Here is a 26,327-nt window from a genome sequence, read left to right as displayed (position 1 = left end):
GGACCCCGCGAGGCCACCATGTCCGATCCGCACCGCACCCACCCCTACGGCCGCTCGGCCGACGACGTCCGACGCCGCGACCTGCGCGCCCGCCGCACCCGGCGGTTCCGTATCACCCAGATCGCGGTCTTCTCCGCCGCCGCCGTCCTGCTGCTCGGGGTGGGTGCGTACGCGATCGGACAGCTGCGGACGCCGAACCCCGCCCCGGGCGTCATCGCCACGAAGACCTTCGGCAGGGCCGAGCCGGAGGTGACCTGCCCCGAGGCGGGGGCGGTGCCCGCCGCGCCGGAGGACGTCACCGTGAACGTCCTCAACGGCACCGGGCGGAGCGGCCTCGCGGGCCGCGTCTCCGAGTCCCTCGCCGATCGCGGCTACACCGCGGGGAAGGTCGGCAACACCTCGCAGGCCTCCGGCGCCGCCGTGATCGTCTACGGGCCCTCCGGCTATCTCGCCGCGCAGTCGGTCCTCGCGCAGGTCGGCACTGCGGAGCTCACGCTCGACGGTCGGGACGACGCGAGCGTGGACCTGCTGCTGGGCGACGGCTTCTCCGACCTCGCCGGCAGCGGCGCCGCGGAGAAGGCGCTCGGGACGCCGGTCGCGACCCCCGAGGGCTGCGGCTGATCAGTCCTCCCAGTCGCGGCGGTCCCGCTCCATGCGCAGGCCGATCGCGAGGGACACCCCGCCGCCGAAGACCAGCAGCAGCACGATCGTCCCGAACACCACCGAGGTGCTCTGCGAGCTCGGCAGGAGACCCACCAGCAGCGAGTTGATCCCGCTCGGCTCGGTGCGGGCGCCGTCGACCACCGCGCCGCCCGGATCCACCTCGATCGAGAGGGTCGCGCTCGCGGGCACGCCGTCCTCGTCCTCGACCGTGTACTCGATCGCCTCCGTCGCCCCTGTGAACCCCGGGACCGGGGTGACGGTGATCGAGCCGTTGGCCGAGACCGTGTACGTGGCCTCCCCCGGGATCACGAGGCGCTTGCCCGTGAACTGGTCGAGGTCCTGCAGGTTCGTCGCGTCGAGCGAGCGCAGCCGCACGCTCGAGGCGACGAGCGGGGCCGCCGCGGTCCCGGCCGTGTCGTTGGCGAGCACGTCGATCGTGCGCGGGGCGCCCGTGCCGGTCCGCTCGGCGTCGTCGCGGAGCACCGGCACCGCATCCACGATCCGCGCCGTGAACAGCCCGGTCGCCGTGTTGTCGGCGTAGATGCCCGTGCCGGCGACCGTCACCGCGCTCTCCACCCCGGTCCTCTCCTCCGACGCCTCGAAGGTGAGGGTCAGCGCGTCGAGGTCCAGGGTCCAGGTCCCCACCCCCGGCAGCTGCGCCGTCAGACCGTCCGCGGAGAGCGTCGCGCCGTCGGGCAGCGCCGCCTCGTCCAGGTGGAGGGAGTCCGCGCTGAGGTCGCGGGTCCCGGAGGAGAGGTCGAAGACGACGGGGCTGCCCGGGGTCGCCGCCTGGGAGCGGTCCTGGAGGATCGGGTAGGCCGTGGAGAGCACCCCGGGGGACGCGTCGTTGCCCTGGTCGTCGGTGCCCGTGACCGTCATGGGGACGGTGACGTGGACGTCCGCGCTCTCCGGGGTGAAGCGCACCGCCCCCGCGCTGCGGTCGAGCGTCCAGACCCCCTGGCCGGGCACCACCGCGCGGGTGCCGTCCTGGGACAGCTCGACACCCTCCCCGCCCTCGGGCGGCTCGAGCCGCAGGGTCGAGAGGTCCACGTACTGCTGCCCCTCGGAGACCGAGTAGCGGATCTCCTGGCCGTAGGGGGCCGACCAGTTGAGGTCCGAGATGATCGGGACGGTCAGCTCGACCTCCGTCGCCCCGACCGGCGCGCCCTCGGCGTCGAGGGCCACGAAGCGCACCGGGGTTGGCTGGTAGCCGAGCCGGGTGGAGCCCGGGGAGTAGGTGACCCGTGAGCCGTCCGCGGAGAGCTGCCAGCCGCCCTGCTCGGGGATGACGAGGCGGCTGCCGTCGGAGGAGAGGCTCGACCGGGCGGTCAGCCCGTCGAGCGTCATCCGGACCCCGCCGCCCGAGGGCACCGTCAGGCCGAGCTCCACCGGCACGTCGACGCCCGCGGCGGAGTGGTTCGCGACGGAGGCGACGTCGAGCACCGTCGGGCTCAGCTCCGCGGGCTCCGAGCGGGTGCCGTGGATGCTGCCGACGGTGATCGCGACGGGCAGGGTGGGGGCCGTGACGCCGTCGTCCGGGGTGAACACGAGGGTCGTGCCGAGCAGCGACCAGGTCCCCTCCCCCGAGACGGTGAGCGTGCGACCGTCCTCGGAGACCGCCATCGCCGCGGCGTCGGTCTCGCCGAGGGAGGGCGGCACCACCAGGCGTGCGGTGGACTCGTCGAGCTGGTCCTGCTGCGCGTCGTCGATCAGCGCGTCGAGCGGGACCGAGGTGACGGCGTCCGGCAGCACGGAGATGCTCGAGGACTCGAGCGGGAGGGGGAAGGTGCCGTCCTCGCCGAGCGCGGAGGCCGGGAGGATCCCGGAGAGGCCCAGCAGCAGCGTCGCCCCTGCGGTCGCGGCGACGCGCACCAGGGGGCCGCGCCGGTCGCCGCGCGGCCGGGCGGACGACCGGGAGCACGGCATCGGATCGAGCACCGGCCCAGGGTAGCAAGGGCGCCCGGGCCGAGCCCGGATCTCGTGCGCGCACCGGCCGGTGTGCGGGGTTCGCACCCCGCGGGCCGGTCGCCGCCCTAGCATGGGCCGCATGGACGCCTCGGCCGCCGCCTCCGCCACCGATGCCGCTCGCGGACGCCTCGACCTCACCTCGCTGCCCGCCCCGGAGACGCTGCTCGATCGGCTCCGAGCCCCGCTCGGGGCCTGGCTGCCCACGCGGCGCTGGTTCGCGCACCGTCCCGCCGGCCCCGCTCCCCAGCCCCTCGACGTGGAGGTCGAGGCCTGGGCCGGGCTCCGCGTGCAGGCCGACGTCGCCGTGCTGTGGACCGTGCTCGCCGTGGACGACCATCGCGGGGGCCGGGCCCGCTACCAGGTGCCCCTCGCCCTGCTCGCCCCGGATGCCGAGGTGGCCGAGGACGCCCTCGTGACGAGGACCGACGAGGTCGCCGTCGCCGACGCGCTCGCGCTCCCGGCCGGCCGGGACGCCGTGCTCGCCCTGCTCGCCGAGGGCTCGGGCGCCCTGGGCCCCGGGCTGCGGCTGCTCGCGGACCCCGCGCCGATGGTGCGGTCGGCGCTGGCGGCACCGCCGACCGGGCCCGGCGCCTCCTCCCGGGTGCTCAGCGGCGAGCAGTCCAACACCTCCCTCATCCACGAGCAGCCCGGCCGCACCCCGGTGATCCTCAAGGTGTTCCGCCTCCTGGGCGACGGCGAGAACCCCGACGTGATCCTGCAGTCCGCGCTGACCTCCGCCGGCAGCCCGCACGTGCCGGCAGTGCTCGGCTCCGCACAGATCTCCTTCGGGGAGCGGCGCACCCATGCGCTCGTGGCGCAGGAGTTCCTGCCGGGCGTCGAGGACGCCTGGCGCACGATGCTGCGCGAGGCCGCCGCCGGCCGGCTCGACGAGGCCGCCCTCCGCGAGCTCGGCACGGTGCTCGCCCGCGTCCACGCGGACCTCGCCCTCGCGCTGGGCACCGTGCCGACGGGGGACACGGAGGCACGGCGGATGCTCGCGCAGATGCGCGGCCGCCTCACCGACGTCGCCTCCTCCGTGCCGACCGTCGCCGCGCACGTCGAGGCGCTCGGGACCCTGCTGCACCGCGCGGCGGAGGTCCCCTGGCCCGCGATGCAGCGGATCCACGGCGACCTGCACCTCGGGCAGGTGCTCGCCGCGCCCGGGCACGGCTGGGTGCTGCTGGACTTCGAGGGCGAGCCGCTGCGCCCGCTCGCCGAGCGCCTCCGGGAGGACTGCCCGCTGCGGGACGTCGCCGGGATGCTCCGCAGCCTCGACTACGCCGCCGCGGTCACGGCCCGCGAGCACGGCACCGACGCCTCCGGCTGGGCGCACGCGGCGCGGGAGGCCTTCCTCGACGGCTACCTCACCGGCGCCGGCATCCCCCCGCAGGACCCGGCGACCCGCGTGCTGCTCGCCGCCTTCGAGGCGGACAAGGCCGTCTACGAGGCGCTCTACGAGTCCCGGAACCGACCGGACTGGATCGACATCCCGCTCGCGGCCCTGACCAGGATCAGCGGGACGGTGCGCGAGGGCTGAGCACCGCCGCCGGGCTCGTCGGCGCCGCCTCCTCGGGGGAGGGCAGGAAGGGCGCGCTGATGACGCGCAACGCGGCCCGCACGCCGAGCACGAGCTCGAGCCGGTCCCCGTCCTCGAGCTCCCACACGACGTGGCGGATCCCGTGGCGGGTGCGGGACGCGCCCGGGGCGGAGCGGCGCCGACGGGCGACGACGTCCACCGCGCGGACGAGCGCGTCGGCCGCCGCCGGGGACGGATCCGGGGCGCGGCGGGCGGCGAGCAGCGCGCTCACGTGCACGAGGGTCGGGGCTCCCTCGGCGCTCTCCCCCGAGGGACGGTCCCGCTCGGGGCGGGCGTCCTCGAAGCCCTGGAGCGACGGCTGCTCGGCGAGCAGCGCGCGGCCCGCCGCCGTGAGCAGCTCCCGCACCCGGTCGTGCACCGCGGCCTGCGCAGGGGTCCCGACGGTGCTCGGCGCGGTCGTCATGCGGCGACTCCGTTCGTGATCCGTTCCTGGCCGGCGCCGGGAGGCGCTGCGCCGCGGCCCCCTCCCGGCGCGGCGCCGGGCAGGGGGAAGCGGTCAGGGTATCGACGGCGGCCGGGGCGGGCCATGGGGAGTTCTCCCCATGGCGCCCGAGCGCCCGGCCTCACCCGGGGACCGGCACGAACTCGACGGGCGCCACCTGCGAGTAGCGGTCCTGCCGGATCGAGACCACGCCGACGCCGCCGATGAACGGCGCGAGGGCCTGCGGGTTCTTGCCCGGGTTCGCGAGCAGCACCTGGAAGCCGAAGTGGCGGAAGGACTCCATCGCCGCGGTGATGAACTTGCCGGCGCCCTTCGAGAAGGCCTCGTCGATGATGATCGGGGCGTAGCGCGGGACCTCCTGGCCGGTGCCGGCCAGCTGGTAGCGCAGCGCCGCGGCGAGGCAGAAGGTCGTCAGGCGCTCGTTCTGGCCGCCGGAGAGCGGACCGCCGGACTCGTGCGCGTGCACCACGGTCCCCTCGGCGTCGACCTCCTCGGCGTGGAAGTGGACGTGGCGGCGCACGTCGAGGATCGCACGGGAGACCTGGTCGTCCCGCGTGCGGGCGGCGCCGATGAGGTCCATGAGGTGGCGCAGCGAGAGGAAGCGCTCCTCGGCGAGGTCACGGTCGCGGCTCATGTCGTTGAGCGTGGAACCCGTGACCGCGTCCTCGAGCGCCGCGCGGAACTCGTCGAGCGCGGCGAGGTGCACGGGCCGCATCGACAGCTGCAGGAAGCGACCGGAGTGGAACTCCACCTGCGAGAGCAGGGCGTTGATGCGCTGCAGCCGCTTGCGGATCTCCGCGGGCTCGCGCGCGATCGCGGTCGCGAGCGCCTGCACGTCCCCGAGCGTGTTCCCGGTGAAGAACTCGAAGAAGCGGTCCTCGACCTCGGGCAGCTTCTCCTCCTCGATCCGCTGGAGGATCGCGAGGAAGTCGTCGACCCCCTCGAGGGTCGGGACCGTGTCCCCGGCCTGCGCGGGCCAGCGCCGCACGAACTCGCGCATCGCGGTGCGCATGTCCTCCTCCGCGCGCGAGGTGCGCCGGGTGAGGTCCATGAGCTCCGCGTCGAGCGTCGCGGAGGCGTCCTTGGTGACCTGGTCGATCGTGGACAGGACGATCGTCGGCGCGATCGCGGCGAAGCGCTCGGAGAGCTCCTCCTCGACCTCGGGGGCGAGGGTCGCTCCCTCGAGGCGCTCGCGGGCCTCGGCGAGGCGCTCCGCGGCGCGCTCGGCCTGCTCGCCGAGGCGGCCGGCGGTGCGGACCACCTCGAGCAGCTCCTCGTCGCTCTCGGCGATGCTCGCCTCGACCTCGTCGATCTGGCGCGCCAGCTCGGTGAGCGCCGCGGAGCCGTCCTCCGCCGCGCGGACCATGTCCCGCAGGTTCGCCACGCGCCGGGCCACGGAGGCGGCGTCGATGTCGTCCCAGGAGACGGTGCTGATCGCCTGCAGGGCGTAGAGCCGCTCGCGGCGGCGCCCGGCCTCCGTCTCGACGTCCTTCCGGCGTGCCTGCGCCTCGAACAGGGCCTGCTCGGCGCGCGTGCGCTCCGCCTCGAAGACCGAGCGCTTGGCACGGTTGTCGAAGCCGAGCACCCACTGCGAGCGGTCGTTGATCTGGCGGTCCGCGCTCTTCTCGTGGCGGGAGGCGGAGTGCTTGATCTGGCCCGAGCGCAGCACCGCGCGGCCCAGCCGGGTGAACTCCTCGAGGTCCTCCGCGCAGGTGTAGTCCATGCGGGAGGCGATCTCCCCGCTCAGCCAGGCGTGGAACTCGCCGTCCTTGACGTCGAGCTTCGCGGCGAGGGAGCGCTCGTCGATCCCGCGGGAGGGCCGACGGAGGTCGGTGTTGATGCGGTTGTAGGAGATGCGACGACGCAGCTTCGTGCGGTCGATGACGGCCGCGACCTGCCGGTAGACGCGGTCCGGCACGAGGATCGAGCGGGCGAGGCCGCGCAGCGCCTGCTCAGCGGCGGCCGTCCACTCCTCCTCCCCGGCCTTGACCTGCAGCAGCTCCGCCGCGAAGGGCAGCTCGGTGGGGGCGACCCCGACCTCCTGCGCGATCGCGTCGCGCAGGGCCACGTCCTCGGAGTGCAGGTTCGAGGCGCGGGAGCTCAGCGAGGCGAGCTCCTCCCGGGTGCGCTGGAGCTGGGTGCCGAGCTCGCGCACCGCGGCCTCCGCCTCCCAGCGCGCGGCGTCGGCCCCGCGCTCCTCCTCCTCGAGGGAGGCGCGCAGCGCCTGCACCTCCCGCTGGAGGGCGAGGAAGGTGTCCTCACCGGCCGGGGAGCGCAGCTCGACGGTCGCGAGCTGGGCGGAGAACTCGGTGGCCCGCTCGCGGCGCCGCTCCCGCTCGACCTCGAGGCCGGCGATCTGCTGCTTCCAGTCGTCGATCTCGCCGCCGCCGGCCCGCTTGCGCTGCTCCTTGAGCTGGGACAGGTCCCCGCGCGCCTCGGCGACGTCCTGGGTGAGCCGGCGCTGCTGCGCGGTGAGGCGGTCGCGGTCCAGCTGGAGCCGCTCCTCCTCGCCGGAGAGCAGGCGCACGAGGTGCTGGGCGGCGAACACGTCGATGTCCGCCCGACGGTCCACGAGCTCCCCGCCGCGGCGGCGCATCTCGGTCCACGAGGTGTGGTTCTCCCGCAGGCCGCGCAGCAGGTCCCGCTGCTCGCGGGCGGTCACGAGGGCCTCGTGGACCTCGGAGAGGTTGTGGAAGTTGGCGAGCGCCTGGTCCGCGAGGTCGAAGGTGCGGGGCTCGTCGAGCATGTAGTCGCGCAGCAGCGCGTTGACGTCGCCGAGCTCCTTCGCGGACTGGATCTTGTGCAGCAGGCCGAGCGCCTTCTCGTCGGGGATCCCGAGGAGCTGGCAGAAGGCGGCGCGGTACTCACGGAACTGTCGGTAGGTCTCGGTGCCGGGGAACGCCGCGGCGAGCGCCTTGCCCTCGATCTGGGTGGAGACGAAGGGACGCAGGTCCGCGACGTCGAGCGGCTGCCGCGCGATGACGTAGAGGCTCTTGACGTCGCTGTCCGCGCTGTGACCGGCGTGGAGCAGCAGCAGGCGGGAGAGCTGCACGGTCCCGCCGCGGCCGTCGGAGAAGCGCAGGGTGACCACGGACAGGGTGCTGCGGTCGCGCAGCACCTCCTGGCTGAACTCACCGGTGGCCTGGTCGTAGTGCATCGCCCAGGCGCCGCGCACGTAGCTCGCGACGGTGCGGCGGTACTTCGAGCGCGCCGGGCCGGCATCGGAGGCGGCGGCGTTGAACTGCAGCGTGCGCGGGGGCGTGAGCAGGGCACTGATCGCGTCCAGGAGCGTGGACTTGCCCGTACCCGGCCCGCCGGTGAGGAAGAAGCCCTTGGGCGAGATCGCGAGGTCGTGGGTGCCGTGGAAGGTGCCCCAGTTCGAGACCTGCAGGTGCGTCAGTCGCCACTGGCCCGGATGCGGGTGCTGGGGATCGGTGGGGCCCTCATCCGGGGCGCTCGCACCCTCGGGCACGCCCGGGAGGTCGAGCCCGTCCTGGGCGGTGTCGGTCGCGGAAGTCACCCTGGAAGGGTACCGGTCCGGATCAGGCCCCGGGCAGGCCGAGGGACCGCGCGGTCCTCGCCGGCTCGCTCTGCTCCCGCGCCCGCGGCGTCGACCGCGCGCTGCTGCCCGCTCGCGAGGAGCTCGGCGAGACCCGCACCCCGTTCGAGGAGAGCCTGCGCGCGGCGCTGGAACGCCGCCCGCCGGTCACGGCCGGATGATCGTCACCCCGGGCCGCGTGCGCTCACCGAGCTCGAGCAGCGCCTCCCCCGCCTGCTCGAGATCGAGGGTGCGCGTGACGAGGTCCTGCGGGCGCAGCGCCCCGGAGACCACGAGCTCGAGCAGGCCCGGGTAGTCGGCGGCGGCCATGCCGTGGCTGCCGAGCACCGTCAGCTCCTGCCCGATCACCCGCGGCATCGCGAGCCGCGGCGGCGCCGCGTACAGGCCGATCTGCACGTGCCGGCCGAGCGGGGCGAGGGCGAACAGGGCCGCGTCGGTGGTCTGCTCCCGGCCCAGGGCCTCGACGGTCACGGTGGGACGCTCCCCCGCGGCCTCGACGATCGCCGCCGCGGCCTGCGCGGCGTCGAGGCCCGAGGTGTCCACGAGCACCTCGGCGCCGTGGTCGCGGGCGAGCGCGAGCGCTCCCGGGTCGACGTCTACCGCGATCGGTCGCGCCCCGAGCGCGGCTGCGATCATCACCGCGGAGAGCCCCACGCCGCCGCAGCCGATCACCGCGACGCCCTCTCCCGCGCGCAGGCCGGCGCGGGCGGTGAGTCCCCGGTAGGCCGTCGCGAAGCGGCAGCCGAGGGTGACGACGGCCTCCGCGGGCAGGTCCTCGGGGACGGGCACGAGGTTGTGGTCCGCGGCGCGGATGACGACCTGCTCCGCCCAGGAGCCGTCGTGCGTGAAGCCGGGCTGGGTCTGGTCGGGGCACACCTGGGAGGCGCCCTCGCGGCACCAGCGGCAGCGGCCGCAGCCCTCGACGAAGGGCGTCGTGACGCGGTCGCCGACCTGCACCCGCCGGACGCCCTCGCCGAGCGCCGCGACCCGGCCCACGAGCTCGTGGCCGGGCACGTGCGGGAGCGTGACGTCTCCGTCATGCCCCGTGAAGGCGTGGTGGTCGGAGCGGCACAGGCCCGTCGCCTCCACGTCGAGCACCACCGCCCCGGCGGGGGCGGCGGGCGCGGGGACCTCGCGGACGGCGGGGAGCACCCCGAACTGCTCGATGACGACGGCTCTCATGGGACCAGTCTCGCGCGTCCCCGTGCCGCCGCGACCGACGGGTTCAGCCCTCGGCGCGGCCCTGGCGCCAGTAGCCCATGAAGGAGACCTGCTTGCGGTCCACGCCGATCTCCTTGACGAGGTGGCGGCGCAGGGTCGTGATGACCTTCGCCTCCCCCGCGAGCCAGGCGTAGAACGGTCCCTGGCCCTCGGTGGTCTCCCAGAGGATCGCCTCGTCGACGTCGACCTCCTCGAACTCCCCCGTGGTCGAGGGCACGCCCACGGTGCAGTCCCGGCAGAGCTCGGGCCGCTCCTCGATGAGGGCCCGCACGGCCGGGTCCAGCACGGTGCCGTGCGGGGCGTCGCCGCGGGCGAGCCACGTGATCTCGACGCCGGATCGGGTGGGCACGCGCTGCTCGTCGGCCGCGTCGGGCACCTCGATGAGGGCGTGACCGGTGAACGACTCCGGGAGCGACTCGATGACCGCGCAGATCGCCGGCAGCGCCGTCTCGTCCCCCGCGAGCAGGAGGCGGCGCGCCGTGCCGGGGCGGAACTCGATGCCGCCGTAGTCGGGGCCCACCAGGTGGGTGTTCGGGCCCAGCAGCGTGATCTCGTCGCCCACCTGGGCGGACGCGGCCCAGCGGGCGGCGACGCCGGTCCCCTCGACGACGGGCTCCTCGAGGTGAAGGACCATGTCGATGTCGAGCTCCGGGTCGGGGCCCACGTTCCCGGGGTGGCCCGCGCCGCGCAGCGCCCGCACCGAGTAGGTGCGCATCCAGCCGCGCTCGGCGGGGTCCACCTGCAGCCAGTCGCGGTACCAGCCGTCGAAGGCGGAGGGATCGGAGACCGCCGTCGGCCGCAGCGCCGCGAAGTGGTCCGTGGTGCTCCCGGGCGCCGGGACGATGAGCTTCACGCGCACGTCCAGCAGCGGCCCGCCCACGCCGAGGTGGCGCAGGTCGGGGCTCGTGAAGGTGAGGCGCACGAGGTTCGCGCCGACCATCCGCCGGGCGGCGACGGTGAGCGAGAAGGCGAGCTGGGGGCTGGCCTCGAGGGCGGGGACCCGCACGGCGGCGTCGGATCGGGCGTGGCTCTCGGTCGCGGTCATGCTGTCCTCCTGGGAGTCGGGGGGCGTCTCTCGGGTCAGCGGCAGCACCATCGGGGTGCCCGTGACGGGGTCGGGTGAGATGAGGGCGTTGAGGGCGAAGACCTCGCGGACGGTCTCCGCCGTGATGACCTCGGCGGGGCTGCCCTGGGAGTGGATGGCGCCCTGGCGCACGGCCACGAGGTGGTCGGCGTAGCGGGCGGCGAGCTGGAGGTCGTGGAGCACGATGCCGACGGTCGTGCCGCGGCGGTGGTTGAGCTCGCGGACCACGTCGAGCACCTCGAGCTGGTGGGTGACGTCGAGGTAGGTGGTGGGCTCGTCGAGCAGCAGCACGTCGGTGCGCTGGGCGAGGGCCATGGCGATCCAGGCCCGCTGGCGCTGCCCGCCGGAGAGCTCGTCGAGCAGGCGGTCGGAGAGCTCCTCGGTGCGGGTGAGGGTGAGCGCCTCGGCGACGGCCTGCTCGTCCTCGTCGGTCCACTGGGGGAACAGCCCCTGGTGGGGGTAGCGGCCGCGCGTGACGAGCTCGCGCACGGTCACGCCGTCAGGGGCGATCGGCGACTGCGGCAGCAGGCCCAGGCGGCGGGCGAGGTCCTTGCCGCGCAGGGCGTGGACGTCCTGCCCGTCGAGCAGCACCTGTCCCTTCTGCGGTGGGAGCAGCCGGGAGAGCCCGCGCAGCAGCGTGGACTTCCCCGAGCCGTTCGCGCCGACGATCATCGTCACCCTCCCCTCGGGCAGGGCGAGGTCGAGGTCCTCGACGACGACGCGGCGGTCGTAGGCGAGTCGCAGGTGGGAGGCGGTCAGCTGGGCCATGGGATCACCTTCCGCGGCCGGTGGTCGAGGAGCGCATGAGCATCCACAGCAGGAACGGCGCCCCGAGCGCTCCGGTGATGACGCCGGCCGGCATCTCGACGCGGCCGAAGAGGTTCTGGCCCGCGACGTCGGCCGCGAGCACGAGCACCGCGCCGAGCAGCGCGGCGAGGACGAAGCTGGGACGCCCGGCGAGGAGCCGCGCGATGGGCCCGGCGAGGAAGGCGACGAAGGCCAGCGGGCCGGCGACCGCGACGGTGAAGGAGCTCAGCAGCACGCCCACGAGCACGAGCGCGATGCGTGTGGCGGGGACGGGCAGGCCCAGGCTCGCGGCGGTGTCGTCGCCCAGCTGGAGGATCCGCAGGCGGCCCACGAGCGCCGCGAGCACGGGGACCAGGACGACGAGCGCTCCGGCGAGCACCGCGACCCGCGGCCAGGTGGCCCCGGAGAGCGAGCCGACCAGCCAGTGCATGGTGTCGCCCGCCTTCTTCGTCTCCATGCGGCTGAGCAGGTACTGCACGAGCGCGAGGAGGGCGGCGGCCACGCCGATGCCGACGAGCACGAAGCGGTCGTCGACCACTCCCGCTCCCCCGGCGCCGTGCCCGCCGCGGCGGTGCGCCTGCGCGATCCAGAGGACGAGGAGCGCGGTGAGGAGCCCGCCGAGCAGGGTCCACCAGAACAGGGCGAGGCCCTGGGCGTCGACGAGCGCCATCCCGGCGACCGCCGCGGCGGAGGAGCCGAGGGTCACGCCGATGACGTCGGGGCTCGCGAGGGGGTTGCGCAGCATCGTCTGGAAGACGGTGCCGGAGAGCCCGAGGGCGGCGCCGCCGAGGACCCCGACGACGGCGGCGGGCAGGCGGTCGTCCATGACGATGAAGGAGACCCCGGGGATCTGCTCGCCGAGCACGGCGCGCACGGCGAGGTCCGCGTAGACCATCGGCGTGCCGACGAGGACGCGCACGACGACGAGGCCCGCGACGACCAGCGCGAGGGCGAGAGGGACGCGGAGGCGGCGGCGGGCGCTCACAGGGCCACCCGCTTCCGGGTGCGCAGCAGGACGAGGAAGACGGGCACGCCCAGCAGCGCGGTCATGACGCCCACCTGCACCTCCGCGGGCGGAGCGACGACGCGGCCGGCGACGTCGGCCAGGAGCAGCACCGCGGGCCCCACGATCAGCGAGATCGGCAGCAGGCGGCGGTGGTCGGAGCCGGCGAGGAGGCGCACGGCGTGCGGGACGACGAGGCCCAGGAAGCCGACGGGGCCCGCGAGGGACACGGCGGAGCCGACGAGCAGGACGATCCCGATGCCGAGGACGGTCCGCACCCGGCCCACGTGGACGCCGAGCCCGGTCGCGGCGTCGTCCCCGAGGGCGAGGGCGTTGAGGGCGCGCGCGGATCCGAGCACCACGAGCACGCCGGCGACGAGGAACGGTGCCACCCGGGCGAGGTCGCCGAGGTCGCGGGCTCCGAGGGTGCCCACCTGCCAGGCGCGCATCCGGTCCAGGGCGCCCTGGTCGAGGATGACGAGGCCGTTCACGACGGAGCCGAGCCCCGCGGTGACGGCGGCCCCGGCGATCGCGAGGGTGACGGGGGTGGCGCCGGAGCGGGAGGCGGAGGCGATCGCGTAGACGATCACCGCGGCGACCGCGGCGCCGAGGAAGCCGGCGACCATGAACTGGGTGACGGAGCCGAGGCCCAGCAGGTACACCCCGAGGGCGACCGCGGCGGCGGCGCCGCTGTTCAGCCCCAGGATGCCGGGATCGGCGAGCGGGTTGCGGGTCATGCCCTGGAGGCCCGCGCCGGCGAGGGCGAGGGCGATGCCGACGGCGAGGCCCGCGAGGGTCCGCTGCAGCCGGCTGTGCACCACCGCGTGGTCCGCGAGCGTCGGGTCGTAGGCCACGAGGGCCTGCCACGCCGTGCCCGGGGGGACCGTCCGCGCCCCCACCATGAGGGAGAGCGCGCAGGCGATCGCCAGGGCGAGGACGCTCCCGGCGATCACGAGCACGGTGGTGCGGGAGGGCACGTCTCAGGCCTGCGCCGTCTTCGCGGCCTCGACGACGGAGGGGACGACGTTCTCGATCGCCCACGGGAGGCTCAGCACGCTCGCCGCGGAGATCGAGAGGGTCTGGTGGTCGTCCGTGGTGAGCACCATGGCGCCGCTCGCGACGGCCGGGATCTGCTGGAACAGGGAATCCTTCTGGAAGGTCTCGACGGTGTGCCCGGCGGAGGCCCAGGTGTAGATGACGTCGGAGACGAGCTCGTCGCCGCGCTCGGCGGACCACTCGAAGTAGAAGGTGCTCGCGTCCTTCGTGTTCTCCGTGACGACGTCGGCCTGGGTCATGCCGAGCGCGGTGAAGAAGCGGGGGCGGGTGTCGTCGCCCGAGTAGATGCTGATCGTGTGGTCCGTCAGCGAGAGGCTCGAGGCGATGAAGGTGGACTCGCCGACCTCGGGGTTGTCGGTCCCGACCTTCGCGAGATCGGCGGTGACCTGCTCGCCGAGCTCCTTCGCCCGGTCGCTGCGGCCGGTGGCGGTGCCGACGGCGGTGAGCACGTCGCTCCAGGAGGCGGTGTATCCGGCGGCGAGCGGGCCGATGGTCGGCGCGATCTTGCTCAGCGTGTCGTACTCCTCCTGCGTGAGGCCGGAGTAGGCGGCGACGATGAGGTCCGGGGTGAGCGCGGCGATCTCGTCGGTGTTGACGCCGTCGGCCTCGGAGTAGGTGGTGGGGGCCTTGTCGCTGCCCCAGGCGGCGCCGAGCTCCTCGAGCTTCGCGTCGATCCAGTCGGTGGACTTGTTGTCGTTGGCGCCCCACTCGACGATCGGCATGCCGACGGGGACGATGTCGAGGGCGAGGAGGGTGTCGCCGTTGACCCAGGAGACGGTCGCGATGCGGGTGGGCTCCGCGGCGATCTCGGTGGTGCCGTAGATGTGCTCGACGGTCGCGGGGAAGCTGCCGGTCGCGGCCGAGCCGCCGTCGGAGGGGGAGCTGCCGCCGTCGGCGGAGGTGGTCGTCGAGCCGCCGCTGCAGGCGGCGAGCGCGGTCAGCGCGGGCACGGCGAGGGCGGTGAGCACGACGGAGCGGCGCGGGAGCGAGCGCGACATGGACGGTCCTTCTCTCGGCACCCTCGGGAAGAGGATGAGGTGAGGCTGACCTTATTACGCAACGCCCGATGCGCTCAATTGGAGTTCGTTCAGGAAACCCGTGCTCAGCACCCGTTCCGGGCATCGGTGCCCGTCACAGCGTCGGGCCCCACGCGGAATGCGGCCCGGATCACGTCCGCGAGATCTGCGACGGCCCCCGGCGATCAGGGCGCCGCGGGGGTCTCCTGGGCGGAGGCGTCCTCGTCGCCGTCCCCGTCCTCCTCCGCGCCATCGGCGTCGGCCGGGTCGTCGAGCCCGCCGACGCCCGCCTGCCGGTAGAGGTCGATGAACTCGCGCGCCACGTCCGGTCCGATCATGAGCCGCAGCACCGGGGAGACCTCGTAGTCCGTGCCCTGCTCGTCGAGCAGGCCGGCGCGCTGGACCTTCGCGATCGAGGCGCGCACCTCCTTGGCGAAGCCGGCCTCGTCCGTCGAGGTGGTGCGGCGGTAGGCGGCGAGGGCCTGCTGGATCTCCGCCTCGGAGACGACGGTGCGCTGGCCGCGCGAGGACTGGGTGAGCAGCATCTGCCGCAGCACGAGCAGCAGCACGGAGTCCAGGCGGTTCAGTCCGGTCAGCCGCCGCAGCAGCTTGGGGGCGTCGGGGTCCTCCTCGCTCTGCCGGACGAAGGCGACCTGCGCGTCGTCGTCCACGACGAGCTCGAGGAAGAGGTCGGCGAGCCGGCGCTCGATCGCCGCGCGGTCCCGCAGCAGCTGCCCGTAGCGGTTCGGGTCGCGGCGGCCGTCGAGGAAGGGGCCCTGCAGCAGGTGCACGAGCACCCGGCGGGACTCGTCCACGAGGGCGCCGCCGGGGGCGGTGGGGGCGTCGACGGCCTGGTCGAGGTCATCCTGCTCGCCGGGCTCGGGGCGGTATCCGGTGCTCGTCACAGCGCCCTACCCTACCGGCGGACATTGGGGTGCACGCCGGGCGGATGAGAAGCCGATTGTGTCGAAAGCGTGACCCGGGCCACGTGATCTGGTGGAATCAGGGGGCATCCCGCAGGAATCCCCGTCCCGGCCGGGCCGGGGACCGACGGCAAGGAGCAGCCATGTCAGACGTCTCTGTCCCCCTGATCATCGTGATCGCCGTAGTGGTGATCCTCCTGATCATCCTCCTCATCGTCCTGGGTGCGCGCAGCGCCCGGAAGCGCCGCGAGGCGCAGGAGGCCGCGGACCGCCAGCGGGCCGCGGAGATGCGCGAGAAGGCACGCGCCGACGAGGCCGCCGTGAAGGAGCGCGACCTCAAGGCCCGCGAGACCGAGCTCGATGCGGACCGCTCCCGCCTGGAGGCGGAGCGCAAGGCCAAGGAGGCCGAGCAGGAGCAGATCACCGCCGAGCGCCGACGCGCCGAGGCGGAGAAGCAGCGCACCGCGGTCGAGCAGGACCGCTCGGCGGTGCAGGAGCAGCTCGCCGAGGCTGATCGCCTGGACCCCGATGTCGAGGATCACGAGAAGGCGTCCGGCCGTACCAAGCGTGACGGCTCGGGTGCCGGGACCGCGGCGGCCGCCGGGGCGGGCGCCGGTGGCGCGACCGCGGTCGCCGCCTCGCAGGGCCGGGACCACCGCTCGGAGCCCGCTCCCACGGGCTCCGAGGCCGGCGTGACCGGAGCCGACGGCCGCGACACGCGTGCGGAGGACCGCACGGTCGGGACCCGGCACGAGACCACGGCGGACGCCGCCGTCGACCGCTCCGTCGACGACCGCACGGATGCCGGGACCGGCCGCACGGCAGAGCAGACCCGCGAGGACCAGGACCAGCACCGCCACAGCAGCGGCGCCGGGACCGCCGCCGCGGTGGGCCTCGGCGCCGGGGCGGTGGGCGGCGCCGTCGCCGGGACCGCCGCCTCGCGACATGAGGAGCACCGCGGTCGCCATGCCCAGGAGCCCGTCGCCGAGGGCACGAGGCAGGACCGGGCCGTCAGCGGGCAGGACCGTCCGGACGACTCCGGCCTCCGCGATGGCTCCGAGCTCCTTGACGAGTCCGGACGTGACCGCTCGGATCGTGACGGCTCGGATCGTGACGGGACGGGCCGAGCAGGGACCGCCGCCGCAGCAGGCGCTGCCGGTGGTGCCGCCGCGGGCTCCGCCGCGGACAACCCCGACGTGATCCGCGACCCGCACGGAGACCTCGGGAACCGCGAGGACGCCCTCCGCTCCGAGGACGACCCTCGGCTCGACGGTGACCGCCGCGCCGAGCAGGACCGCACCCTCGGCGACCGTCCGGAGGGTCAGGACGACCGCCGCCATGCGACCGTCGGTGACGGCGCTGTTCGTGACGACGCCGTTCGTGATGACGCCGTTCGTGACGGCGCCGTCCGTGACGATACGGACCGTGACCGTGCGGGCCGTGACGAGACGGAGCGCGACGGGAGCGGCCGCGGCGCGACCGCCGCCGTGGGCGCCGGGGCCGCCGGTGGCGTCGCCGCCGGTGCCGCCGCCTCCCACCGCACCGACCGGGATCACCGCGAGGACGGTGACCACCGTGAGGACCGCGACACCGACGGCACACGACAGGGCCTCGAGGATCGCCGCGATCCTCAGGACCGCTCCGCACGCGAGCAGGACGGGCTCGTGCAGGAGGGTCGTGCGCTGGACGGCCAGGATCGCTCCGACGACTCACGCGACGAGACCCGGTACGGCTCCGCCGAAGACAACCCCGACGTGATCCGCGACCCGCAGGGTGACCTGGGTGACGGCATCGCCGCCGGCGAGACCGGGGACCGCCGGTACGGACAGGCGCGCTCCACCGAGTACGGCGAGGCCCGCCCGGTGGAGTCCGGGACGACCACGACCGGCGCTGGTGCCGGTGCGGCAGCCGGTGCCGTCGGCGGGGCCGGCCTCGCCGACGCCTCGGGCGAGTCCACCCGTGAGGGCCAGGGCGCCGAGGTCCGCGGGACCGAGCAGGACTCGTCCGCCGCGTACGGTGCGGGGCAGGGCTCCTCCGGTCAGGGCTCGTACGAGCAGAGCTCCTCCGGTCAGGGCACCACCGGTCAGGGCACCACCGGGCAGGGCGGCTCCGAGCAGCGCTGGGCGGAGGTGCGCGAGGACGGCGACGGGGATGTCGGCGGGGCCGCCGGCTCCACCCCGGTCTTCGAGACCGTGCAGGAGGACTACGCGGCCGACGACCGCGGGGCGTCCGGCGACACGTCCCGGTGGGACGCGTCGACCGGTGCCGAGCGGACCTCCGCCGCGGACGGCTCCTCCGCGCCGCTGCCGCAGTACGACGGCGTGAGCCGTGAGTACAGCGAGCAGGCCCCGCAGTACGGCGAGCAGCAGGCCGGCCAGGGCCCTCACCAGCCCCGCGTCTCCCCCTACGGCGAGGGCCAGTTCGGCGCCGAGCCGGCGGAGTTCCTCCGGGAGGACGAGGACTACCTGGGTCAGGGGCAGGGTCGGGCCGACGACCGATCACCCGAGTTCCGCGCACCAGAGGAGGGCACCGACGGCGTGATCCCTCCTGAGGAGGGCGACCAGCCCCGGCGCTGATTCCACACCGCTGAGCCCGCACCGCGGGACCCGGCGGACCACGAGCGGCATCCGCCCTGCCCCGGCAGGACGGGTGCCGCTCGTCCGTGTCCGGTCCTCCCCCGCGTGCCAGACTTCCCCCATGCGCAGCGACCGTCGGCCGACCACCCCGCGCACCCGCATGGACGACCTCACCGTCGAGCGGGTGCTGCGTGTGGTCGAGGCGATCCCGCCGGGCCGCGTCGTCGCCTACGGCGAGGTCGGGGCGATCGTCGGCGTGGGCCCGCGCCTCGTGGGCCGCATCATGGGCACCTGGGGATCGTCGGTCGCGTGGTGGCGGGTGACGAACGCGAGCGGCGACCATCCCCTGCTCGCCCGGGCGCGTCCGCACTGGGAGGCCGAGGGCATCGAGATCAAGCCCAACGGGCTCGGCTGCCGGATGAGCCGCTTCGGCGCGGACCTCGCGCAGCTCCGTGCCGACGCCGCACCGGCGCTCGCCGAGCTCGGGGAGGACTGACTCCCCGGCCGCTGCTCAGCCGACGAGGGAGGCGCCGTCGACCGCCGCGAGCGGGGCCGTCCAGGCCGGGTCCTCCGCGACCGCCGCCGCGAGGCGCACCAGGCGCTCGCGGGTGAGGTCGTCCGCCGGGACCATGACCACGATCCGGGAGCCGCGGTCGGGGTCGAGCCACAGGCTCTGGAAGTGCACGGTGAGCAGCCCCGCCCGCGGGGAGCGGTAGCGGCGCAGCCGGGAGCGGTCGTCGGCGACGTCCCCGCGCTCCCAGAGCCGTGCGAAGTCCTCCGACGTGCCCTGCAGGCGCGTGACCAGCTCGCCGACCCGGCCGCGGCCGCGGTGCTCGGCATGCCGACCGCGCAGGCGGGCCACGATGTCCGGGAGCACCTCGTCCTCGTCCGGGAGGGCGCCGCGCCAGTCGGGGTCCGTGAACAGCAGCCAGGCGCAGTTGCGGTCCTCGACGGGGAGCGCGTCGAGATCGCCGAAGAGGTGGCGGTAGGTGCGGTTCGCGGCGATGAGGTCGTAGGCGTCGGTCTGCACCGCCGCGGGGAAGGGCAGCAGCTGCTCGAGCAGCGCCGTGTGCTCGGGGCGGACCTCCATGAGCGGCGTCCGCTTCGCGGGGGCCCGGCCGGAGAGCACCGCGAGGTGGCGTCGCTCCGCGTCCGTCATCCGCAGCACCCGGGCGACCGCGTCGAGCACCTGGTCCGAGACGCCGGTCGCGCGCCCCTGCTCGAGCCACGTGTACCAGGTGGTGCCGATCCCGGCGAGCTGGGCGACCTCCTCACGGCGCAGGCCGGGGGTGCGCCGGCGGCCGGAGCCGGGGAGCCCCGCCTGCTGCGGCGTCACCTTCTCGCGGCGGGCGCGCAGGAACGCACCGAGCTCCTTGCGGCGGGTGGCGGAGACTTCTGCATCGGGCACCGGACCAGTCTGGACCCCACGGGCCCCGCTATCCAGGTGGTGCTGGTACCCGTATGAGCGCACTCCTGGTCCCAGGACCCGCGCGGGCGGAGGGTCGGGGCATGTCGTCCTCCCTCCGCGCTCCCGCGCCCACCCCACCGGCCCTCGCGGCGCACGCCCCGCACACCGGCCCCGCCGCTGACCCCGACCCCGCCGCGGGCACCCTCACGCACGGCGGTCTGGCCGTGCTGCTGCTCGCGTACGCGCCGGTCAACATCGTCTTCGGCTCCGCGAACGTGCTCGCGGACCCTATCGGGCGGGACCTCGGCGCGGACGCCTCCGGCCAGCAGCTCGTGCTCGCCGCCTACACCACCGCCTTCGCCGCGAGCCTCGTGATCGCGGGCCGGCTCGGGGACCGCTGGGGCCGCCGTCGGCTGCTGCTCGTGGGGTCCCTGTCGATGGTGCTCGTGAGCGTCCTCACGGCCTTCGCCCCCACGCTGCACACCGCGGTCGTCCTGCGGGTGCTGCTGGGCATCGCCGCGGGCCTGCTCACCCCGCAGGTGCTCTCCACGATCCGCGCCGCGGCCCCCGAGCCGCTGCGCACCACGGGCCTCATGCTCTTCGCGGCCGTCGCCGGGGTGAGCACCGTCGTCGGACAGCTCATGGCCGGTCTCGTCGCGAGCGCCCTGCCCGAGCACCTCGGCTGGCGGGCGGTGCAGCTGCTCATCGGCCTCATCGCCCTGATCGGCGCGGCCGGGCTCCCCCGCGTGCCCCGCACCCGCTCCTCGGCCCCGCTCGCCCTCGACGCGGGCGGCGCCGCGCTGCTCGGGGCGACGCTGCTGCTGCTCGTCATCCCTCTCACCCTGGGCCGCTCCGCCGGATGGCCGCTGTGGACCCTGCTCTCCCTCGCCGCCGGCGTCCTCGCCCTCGCCGTGTTCTGGATGCTCCAGCGGCGCTCCGAGCGGGCCGGCCGGCTCGGCGTGGTCCCGCCCTCGGCGCTCGCCCTGCCGGTCGTGCACCGCGGACTGCTCATGGCCCTGCTGTTCTTCGTCACCTACGGGGCCTTCCTCTACGAGGTGACCTCCTTCGCCCAGCTGCGGACGGACGGCGGGACCCTCGGCCCGGCGCTGCTCGTGCTCGGCTTCGGCATCGCCTTCGTGTCCGCCTCCGCGCTGCTGCCGCGGCTCCTGCCCGGGGCGGGGCCGCGCGCCATGACGCGGGCGGCCGTGGCGCAGGCCCTCGCGCTCCTCGCCCTCGCGGCGCTCGTGCTCACCGGCCACTCCTCGCCGATGGCCCTGCAGTGGGGCCTCGTGCCGCTCGGCGCCGCACAGGCCCTCATGTTCGGCCCGCTGCTGAGCACGGTGCTCTCGCAGGCGCCGCAATGGGCCGCCGGGATCGCGAGCGGCCTCTTCGCGACCGCTCAGCAGCTCGGCCTGACCCTGGGCGTCGCGGTGCTCGGCGGGCTGTTCCGGGGCCTCGCCGGGGCCGACGGCGGCGCCGCGGACCACGCCCTGGTCATCGTGCTGGCCGTGCACGCCCTGTGCGCGCTCGTCTTCGCCGCGCTCGCGCGCTCGCTGCGTCAGTCGACGGGGACGTCCTCGAGGAAGTAGTACGCGGGGACCTTCGCCGCGTAGTCCTTCCCGTCCAGCTCCCGCCAGGTGACGATCTCCGTGGAGCCCTCGCGCTGCTGGGCGTGCTGGGTCGCGAGGAACATGAGGCCGATGACGCTCGCGAGGCCCTGCTCGGCGGGGCGCGCCCGGAGCACGTCCCCGATCGAGGCCTGGCCTCCCTGCGCGCCCGAGCCACGCACGGCGTTGACGTGCCCGGTGAGGCCCACGATGTCGATGTCGTTCGTGCGCACGAGGTCCTGGAGCACCTCGACGCTCAGCGCGGTCGCGTCGTGCACCTCGGCCACTGCGGGGGCGCCCGGGTCCGTGGGGTCCTTCAGACGCTGCTGGGACACGGAGGAGAGCAGGACGCGGGAGAGGTCCAGCTCGAGCGGGAACGGGGTGCGCGTGGGGACCTCGTCCTTCTGGGCGAGGGCGAGCCCCTGCGCCTCCTGGAGCACCTCGAGCAGCACGCGGTGCTGGCGGAAGTCCTGGGAGCGCACGAACCGGGCGAGGGAGCGGTAGAGCTCGGTCTTGACGTCGAGCACCTCCTGCGCCGGCTCGTAGAGGTCGCTGAACACGTTCGCGAGCCGCTCGCGCTCGGTGCGGTCGAGGTCCCGGGCGAAGTCGCGCTCGAGGAGGCGGTCCACGAGCTCCTGCGCCTCGCGCGTCTGCACGGGGTCGTTGAGCATGCGGAAGAAGGCCGTGAACGTGCGGCCCACGGTGGACTGGCCGAGGAGGTCGTCGCCCGCGAGCAGCTGCTCGAGGATCTCGCCGCGCGCGGTCTCCGGGGAGAGGATCTGCTCGCGCAGGTGGAGGTCGACGGCGCGGAGGTCCTCGCGGTACTGGAGGAAGTCGCCGGAGAGCTCGCCGGCGATCTGGAGGATGTCGCGCAGGCGGTCCGCGGAGGCCTCGGAGCTGGGCAGCAGCAGCTCCCCCTCGGCGAGGTCGCGGATCTCCTGCTCGATCCGCTCGCGGCGGCGCTGCAGATCCGCGAGGCGCACGTCGCGGTCCGTCTCCGTCTCCTGGGCGAGGCGGTCGAACTGCTGGATGACGAGGGTCAGGCGGGACTGGGTGGTCGTGGGCCGGTGGTCCTCGAGGGAGGCGATGAACTGGATCGCGTCGATCGTGGCGGGGCTCGGCTCGAAGGTCGTCTCGCTGTGCTGCTGGTCGTCGCGGCGCGTGAGGTAGCCCTCGCGCACCCAGGTGTCGACGTAGTCCCCGGCGGTGCGGCCGGTGACGGCGCCGTCCTCGGGAGCGGGCTCCTCGTCGCGCAGCAGGCCGACGTGCGCGCCCACGCGGGCGACGAGCTCGGAGCGGGGCAGGCGGCGGTCGCCGGGGGGGAAGGTCGCCTGCAGGATCGAGAGCACAGCAGGGGCCTTGGTCGCGGCGAGCAGGCGCCACGTGCTCGCCCGGCGGAGCTGCTCGTAGGCGTCCTTGCGGGCCGCGACGGCGTCATGGCGGCGGTCGGTCCACCGGTCGTCGGGCGCAGGCGAGGTCACGAGGAGCGAGTCTAACGGCGCGGGCGGTCAGCGTCGCCCGACGGGGCGGCGCGAGGGTCTACGCTGTCCCTCGGGAACGTTCACGAATCCTGTCCCACCGCACTCGACGAGGAGCCGCACGATGACCACCCCCACTCCGCAGACCGCCCCGTGGTGGGAGGAGCTCCCCGCCGGCCGGAACCGCCTGCGCGGCCGCGCCCACCTGCACACCGACGCCCCCGAGCTGAGCCTCGACGGCACCTGGGACTTCCGCTACGGCACCCGGGCCGACGGCTCCGACCTCGGCGAGCCCGCCCCGATCACCGTCCCCGGCCTGTGGCAGCTGCAGGGCTACGGCGCCCCGCAGTACACGAACGTCGTCTACCCGATCCCCGTGGACGTCCCCCACGTCCCGGACGAGAACCCCACCGGGCACTACTCCCGCCAGGTCGCCGTTCCCGCCGACTGGGCCGATGCCCTCGCCGCGGGCGGCCGCGTGCTGCTGCGGTTCCAGGGCGTCGACTCCGCCGCACGCGTGCTGATCGGCGGCACCGAGGTGGGCGTGACCTCCGGCAGCCGCCTCACCCAGGAGTTCGACGTCACCGACGCGCTCGCCGGTGCCGGCGAGGACGGCGCCGCGGAGCACCGGCTCGACGTGCAGGTCGTCCAGTGGTCCGTGAACACCTACGTCGAGGACCAGGACATGTGGTGGATGTCCGGGATCTTCCGCAGCGTGGACCTGCTGCTGCGCCCCGCGGGCGGCATCCACGACCTCGTCACCCACGCCGACTACGACCCCGCGACCGGCGAGGGCACCCTCACGGCGCTCGCGACCGACGCCGACGGCGCGCCCGTGCCCGCGACCGTGCGGATCCCCGGCCTCGACCTCGAGGTCCCGGCGGACGGCACCCCCGTTCCCGTCGGCCCCGTGGCCCCCTGGAGCGCGGAGATCCCCTCCCTGTACGAGGCGACCGTCACCGCCGACTCCGGCGCGGAGACCGTGCGCCTGAAGCTCGGCTTCCGCCGCGTCGTCGTGGACGGCGACGTGCTGCGCGTCAACGGCGAGCGCGTCGTCTTCCGCGGTGTGAACCGCCACGAGGTCGACCAGCACGTGGGCCGCACCCAGCACCCGGGGAACCAGGACCTCGACGTGGCGCTCATGAAGCGGCACAACCTCAACGCCGTGCGCACCTCCCACTACCCGCCCCACCAGCGCTTCCTCGAGGTGTGCGACGAGCAGGGCCTGTACGTGATCTGCGAGGGCGACTTCGAGGCCCACGGCTTCCACGCCGACTCCACCTGGGGCGAGGACCCCACCGGCGCGGCCCGTCGACCCGCGGACGACCCCCGCTTCCTCGAGACCCTCGTCGAGCGCAGCGACCGCTTCGTGCGCCGCGACCGCAACCACGCCTCGATCGTCCTGTGGTCCATCGGCAACGAGGCCGCGACCGGCTCCGTCACCACCGCGATGATCCAGGCGGTGCGGGACGCCGACGCGACCCGCCCCGTGCTCTACGAGCAGGACTACCGCACCGACGACGCGGACCTCTTCTCCCTCATGTACCCCTCGGTGCAGGAGAGCCGCGAGATCGGCGAGAAGTCCCTCAGCCCGGAGTTCCGCGAGCGCCTCGTGGGCATGCTGCGCGCCCTGGGGCTCGACCCGTCTGACGACGGCTTCGACGACGCCCCCGCCCTCACCAAGCCCTTCCTGTGGATCGAGTTCGCGCACGCGATGGGCAACGGCGCCGGCTCCCTCAAGGAGTACATGGCGCTGACCGACGAGTTCGACTCGCTGCAGGGCGGCTTCATCTGGGAGTGGATCGACCACGGCCTCGTCACGACCGACGCCGCCGGGAACCGCATCTGGGGCTACGGCGGCGACTTCGGCGAGCGCCTGCACGACGGCAACTTCGTGGCCGACGGCCTCGTGCTGCCGGACCGCACGCCCTCCCCCGCGCTGCTCGACGCGAAGCACCACTACTCCCCCGTGAAGCTCGAGGTGGGCGCCGGCTCGGCGACGCTCACCAACCGCCACGCCTTCCGCGACCTCACCCACCTGCGGGCCGAGGTCTCCGTGGACGGCCAGCTGACGTGGCAGGAGCTCGAGCTGCCCGCGCTCGCCCCCGGCGAGAGCGGCACGCTCGCGCTCCCCGCCGCGGAGGCCGGCGTCACCGTGGTGCGCCTGCTGACCCGCGAGGCCGAGGGGCCGGTCCCCGCCGACCACCTCATCGTCGCGGCGGACCACGTGGACGACGCGGCCCGCGCGGCCGCGGTGCCCGCCCTCGGCGCGGCCGCCGCGCCGGTCCGGGCGGAGGACGGCTCCTGGACCCTCGGCCCGGCCCGCTTCGACGACCTCGGCCGCCTGGTCACCCTGGGCGACCTCGAGGTCGAGCACAGCGACGTCGACCTCTACCGCGCCCCCGTGGACAACGAGCGCGCCCGCACGCACTACCCGCTCGAGGCCCGCTGGAAGCGGATCGGGCTGGACGTGCCCCGCCGCCGCCTCGTCTCGCTCACGGCGGAGGGCGACGCGCTCGTGGTCCGCACCCGACTGGGTCTGGACGGCAGCTCGCTCGGCGCGGACGTCACGACCACCTGGCGCGGCGACGCCACCGCCGTCGAGGCGGCCGTGACCGTCACCCCGGCCGCGCACTGGCCCGCGGACCTCCCGCTGCCGCGCGTGGGTTGGACCCTCGCCCTGCCGGGCGGCCTCGACGAGGTCGCCTACGACGGCGCCGGCCCGCACGAGTCCTACCCGGACACCGGCGGCGGCGCAACCGTGGGGCTGTGGACCTCGACCCTCGAGGACCTGCAGGTGCGGTACGTGTCCCCGCAGGAGAACGGCAACCGGGCCCGCGTCGTCGCCGCGGACCTTCGCGGCGAGGCCGGCTCCCTCGCGCTGCATGCGCCGGAGGGCCTGGGCCTCGCCGTGCGGCCCTGGTCCACCGCGGAGCTCGACCGCAAGGACCACGACGGCGCGCTCGAGGCCGACGGCCGCACCTGGGTGACGCTCTCTGCGGCGCTGCAGGGCGTGGGCTCCGCGGCCTGCGGCCCCGCGCCGCTCCAGGAGTACGTGCTCGACGCCTCCGAGCGGAGCTTCGGCTTCCGCCTCACCCCGGGAGCCTGACCCGAGCAGGCATGCGCCCCGTCCACAGGGGTGCAGCGCCCCCGTGACCGGCCGATAGGCTGGACGCGGGGGCGCGCTCGTGTCCCGGGGACACGGAGGAGCACCATGACGCAGGGGTACGGCTCGCAGGGCCAGGGGTACGGATCGCAGGGCCAGGAGCCGGCACCGCAGGGGCAGGCACCGCAGGGGCAGTGGGCCCCGCAGGGGCAGTGGGCCCCGCAGGGCCAGGCGCCCCAGGGCCAGTGGGCCCCGGTGACGCGCAGCCCGCAGGAGAAGGTCGCCGCGTACGCGACGTGGATTCTGATCCTCACGATCGCCGTGATCGCCGTGCGCGCCCTGGTCGACATCATCGGCTTCTCCACCGGATTCGCCGCCGGTGCGATCGGCGCCTCCTCGGGGGACTCCGACGCCGCCCTCGTCACCGCCGGGATCGGCGGGATCCTCGCGCTCCTCGCCCTCGCGGTGAACGGCATCCTCTCGATCGCGCTGCTCGTCCTCGCGATCATGACGATCGTCCAGGGCGCCGGCCGCGGCCGCACCGGCGCGATCGTCATCGTCGCGGCGCTCCTGCTGGGTGTGGTCGCCTCCTGGATCCTCCGCATCATCACGCAGGTGATCGTCGCGAACGCCGGATACGACGCGTACACCGCCGTCGCGATCATCTCGGCGGTCCTCGAGGCGATCCGCTGGCTCGTGATCTGCGGCGCGCTCCTCGTCGGCGCGCTCATGATCCGCCGCTGGGTCGCCCAGCGCGCCTGAGACCCGGCATCCCGCGGCCCGCGGCGGACGAGCCCGCACTCACGCTGCCCG

The 26,327-nt window shown here is 74.8% G+C and carries 18 protein-coding genes; 7 read left to right on the top strand and 11 right to left on the bottom strand.

Annotated features, from left to right (window positions below):
• Window positions 1–18 precede the first annotated feature (18 nt).
• Window positions 19–621 carry a LytR C-terminal domain-containing protein gene (locus tag C1N80_RS05570; RefSeq protein WP_137769874.1) on the top strand — a complete coding sequence of 201 codons (603 nt, stop codon included), beginning with the start codon at window positions 19–21 and terminating at the stop codon, window positions 619–621.
• Here the strand turns inward: C1N80_RS05570 and C1N80_RS05565 are convergent, their stop codons facing one another.
• Window positions 622–2,601, bottom strand: coding sequence for an Ig-like domain-containing protein (locus C1N80_RS05565; RefSeq protein ID WP_137769873.1), 1,980 nt, complete (start codon window positions 2,599–2,601; stop codon window positions 622–624). It abuts the gene before it with no gap.
• Window positions 2,602–2,710: 109 nt separating this feature from the next.
• Here C1N80_RS05565 and C1N80_RS05560 point away from each other — a divergent pair, with 109 nt between their 5' ends.
• A complete protein-coding gene (locus C1N80_RS05560) occupies window positions 2,711–4,168 on the top strand; it encodes a trehalose biosynthesis protein (RefSeq protein ID WP_137769872.1) in 1,458 nt (485 codons plus the stop codon).
• Here C1N80_RS05560 and C1N80_RS05555 read toward each other — a convergent pair.
• The 8 genes from C1N80_RS05555 to C1N80_RS05520 form a co-directional block, all read right to left on the bottom strand.
• Entirely contained in the window at window positions 4,143–4,631 is a 489-nt protein-coding gene (locus tag C1N80_RS05555) for a hypothetical protein (protein WP_137769871.1), read from the bottom strand. The genes C1N80_RS05560 and C1N80_RS05555 overlap by 26 nt on opposite strands.
• Window positions 4,632–4,791: 160 nt before the next feature.
• Window positions 4,792–8,190, bottom strand: coding sequence for an ATP-binding protein (locus tag C1N80_RS05550; protein WP_137769870.1), 3,399 nt, complete (start codon window positions 8,188–8,190; stop codon window positions 4,792–4,794).
• Between the two features lie 186 nt (window positions 8,191–8,376).
• Window positions 8,377–9,411 carry an alcohol dehydrogenase catalytic domain-containing protein gene (locus C1N80_RS05545; protein ID WP_137769869.1) on the bottom strand — a complete coding sequence of 345 codons (1,035 nt, stop codon included), beginning with the start codon at window positions 9,409–9,411 and terminating at the stop codon, window positions 8,377–8,379.
• A 43-nt stretch (window positions 9,412–9,454) separates the two neighbouring features.
• Complete coding sequence (locus C1N80_RS05540) at window positions 9,455–11,302, bottom strand: SIP domain-containing protein (RefSeq protein WP_137769868.1); 1,848 nt, start codon at window positions 11,300–11,302, stop codon at window positions 9,455–9,457.
• Between the two features lie 4 nt (window positions 11,303–11,306).
• Window positions 11,307–12,326, bottom strand: a complete 1,020-nt coding sequence (locus C1N80_RS05535; protein WP_137769867.1) for an iron chelate uptake ABC transporter family permease subunit — start codon at window positions 12,324–12,326, stop codon at window positions 11,307–11,309.
• Window positions 12,323–13,321: an iron ABC transporter permease gene (locus C1N80_RS05530; RefSeq protein ID WP_137769866.1), complete on the bottom strand. Its 999-nt coding sequence runs from the start codon at window positions 13,319–13,321 to the stop codon at window positions 12,323–12,325. The genes C1N80_RS05535 and C1N80_RS05530 overlap by 4 nt, the downstream gene beginning before the upstream one ends.
• A 3-nt stretch (window positions 13,322–13,324) precedes the next feature.
• Window positions 13,325–14,398, bottom strand: coding sequence for an ABC transporter substrate-binding protein (locus C1N80_RS05525; protein ID WP_137769865.1), 1,074 nt, complete (start codon window positions 14,396–14,398; stop codon window positions 13,325–13,327).
• A gap of 203 nt (window positions 14,399–14,601) precedes the next feature.
• Entirely contained in the window at window positions 14,602–15,321 is a 720-nt protein-coding gene (locus C1N80_RS05520) for a DUF4194 domain-containing protein (RefSeq protein WP_137769864.1), read from the bottom strand.
• A 161-nt stretch (window positions 15,322–15,482) separates the two neighbouring features.
• On the opposite strand from C1N80_RS05520, the gene C1N80_RS15765 reads away from it, so the two are divergent.
• Both C1N80_RS15765 and C1N80_RS05510 read left to right on the top strand, forming a co-directional pair.
• Entirely contained in the window at window positions 15,483–17,915 is a 2,433-nt protein-coding gene (locus tag C1N80_RS15765) for a hypothetical protein (RefSeq protein WP_240811244.1), read from the top strand.
• Window positions 17,916–18,036: 121 nt separating this feature from the next.
• Window positions 18,037–18,411 carry an MGMT family protein gene (locus tag C1N80_RS05510; RefSeq protein ID WP_137769863.1) on the top strand — a complete coding sequence of 125 codons (375 nt, stop codon included), beginning with the start codon at window positions 18,037–18,039 and terminating at the stop codon, window positions 18,409–18,411.
• 15 nt (window positions 18,412–18,426) lie between these two features.
• Here C1N80_RS05510 and C1N80_RS05505 read toward each other — a convergent pair whose 3' ends face one another.
• On the bottom strand, window positions 18,427–19,323 hold the full coding sequence (locus tag C1N80_RS05505) for a helix-turn-helix transcriptional regulator (protein ID WP_137769862.1): 897 nt from the start codon (window positions 19,321–19,323) through the stop codon (window positions 18,427–18,429).
• A gap of 101 nt (window positions 19,324–19,424) precedes the next feature.
• Here C1N80_RS05505 and C1N80_RS05500 point away from each other — a divergent pair, with 101 nt between their 5' ends.
• Window positions 19,425–20,912, top strand: a complete 1,488-nt coding sequence (locus C1N80_RS05500; protein ID WP_168198027.1) for an MFS transporter — start codon at window positions 19,425–19,427, stop codon at window positions 20,910–20,912.
• Here C1N80_RS05500 and C1N80_RS05495 read toward each other — a convergent pair.
• The gene (locus C1N80_RS05495; protein ID WP_137769860.1) at window positions 20,882–22,411 is read right to left on the bottom strand and encodes a DUF3375 domain-containing protein; all 1,530 of its coding nucleotides are present in this window, start codon (window positions 22,409–22,411) and stop codon (window positions 20,882–20,884) included. The two genes, C1N80_RS05500 and C1N80_RS05495, sit on opposite strands and share 31 nt — an antisense overlap.
• 121 nt (window positions 22,412–22,532) lie before the next feature.
• On the opposite strand from C1N80_RS05495, the gene C1N80_RS05490 reads away from it, so the two are divergent.
• Window positions 22,533–25,517 (top strand): glycoside hydrolase family 2 TIM barrel-domain containing protein, encoded by a 2,985-nt coding sequence (locus C1N80_RS05490; protein ID WP_137769859.1) that lies wholly within the window; start codon window positions 22,533–22,535, stop codon window positions 25,515–25,517.
• 105 nt (window positions 25,518–25,622) lie between these two features.
• Window positions 25,623–26,276 carry a hypothetical protein gene (locus C1N80_RS15415; RefSeq protein ID WP_168198026.1) on the top strand — a complete coding sequence of 218 codons (654 nt, stop codon included), beginning with the start codon at window positions 25,623–25,625 and terminating at the stop codon, window positions 26,274–26,276.
• Window positions 26,277–26,327 lie beyond the last annotated feature (51 nt).

Source organism: Brachybacterium sp. SGAir0954 (genome assembly GCF_005490785.1).
GTDB classification, from domain to species: Bacteria; Actinomycetota; Actinomycetes; order Actinomycetales; family Dermabacteraceae; genus Brachybacterium; species Brachybacterium rhamnosum.
Note: the sequence above shows the minus strand (reverse complement) of the source record. Positions and strands in the feature narration are given on the sequence as shown.

What these genes read in the sequence shown, in the direction of transcription:
- C1N80_RS05525 (WP_137769865.1), bottom strand. Translation starts at nt 14,398, where the DNA reads ATGTCGCGCTCGCTCCCGCGCCGCTCCGTCGTGCTCACCGCCCTCGCC.
- C1N80_RS05560 (WP_137769872.1), top strand. Translation starts at nt 2,711, where the DNA reads ATGGACGCCTCGGCCGCCGCCTCCGCCACCGATGCCGCTCGCGGACGC.
- C1N80_RS05490 (WP_137769859.1), top strand. Translation starts at nt 22,533, where the DNA reads ATGACCACCCCCACTCCGCAGACCGCCCCGTGGTGGGAGGAGCTCCCC.
- C1N80_RS05540 (WP_137769868.1), bottom strand. Translation starts at nt 11,302, where the DNA reads ATGGCCCAGCTGACCGCCTCCCACCTGCGACTCGCCTACGACCGCCGC.
- C1N80_RS05545 (WP_137769869.1), bottom strand. Translation starts at nt 9,411, where the DNA reads ATGAGAGCCGTCGTCATCGAGCAGTTCGGGGTGCTCCCCGCCGTCCGC.
- C1N80_RS05500 (WP_168198027.1), top strand. Translation starts at nt 19,425, where the DNA reads ATGTCGTCCTCCCTCCGCGCTCCCGCGCCCACCCCACCGGCCCTCGCG.
- C1N80_RS15765 (WP_240811244.1), top strand. Translation starts at nt 15,483, where the DNA reads ATGTCAGACGTCTCTGTCCCCCTGATCATCGTGATCGCCGTAGTGGTG.
- C1N80_RS05555 (WP_137769871.1), bottom strand. Translation starts at nt 4,631, where the DNA reads ATGACGACCGCGCCGAGCACCGTCGGGACCCCTGCGCAGGCCGCGGTG.
- C1N80_RS15415 (WP_168198026.1), top strand. Translation starts at nt 25,623, where the DNA reads ATGACGCAGGGGTACGGCTCGCAGGGCCAGGGGTACGGATCGCAGGGC.
- C1N80_RS05570 (WP_137769874.1), top strand. Translation starts at nt 19, where the DNA reads ATGTCCGATCCGCACCGCACCCACCCCTACGGCCGCTCGGCCGACGAC.
- C1N80_RS05510 (WP_137769863.1), top strand. Translation starts at nt 18,037, where the DNA reads ATGCGCAGCGACCGTCGGCCGACCACCCCGCGCACCCGCATGGACGAC.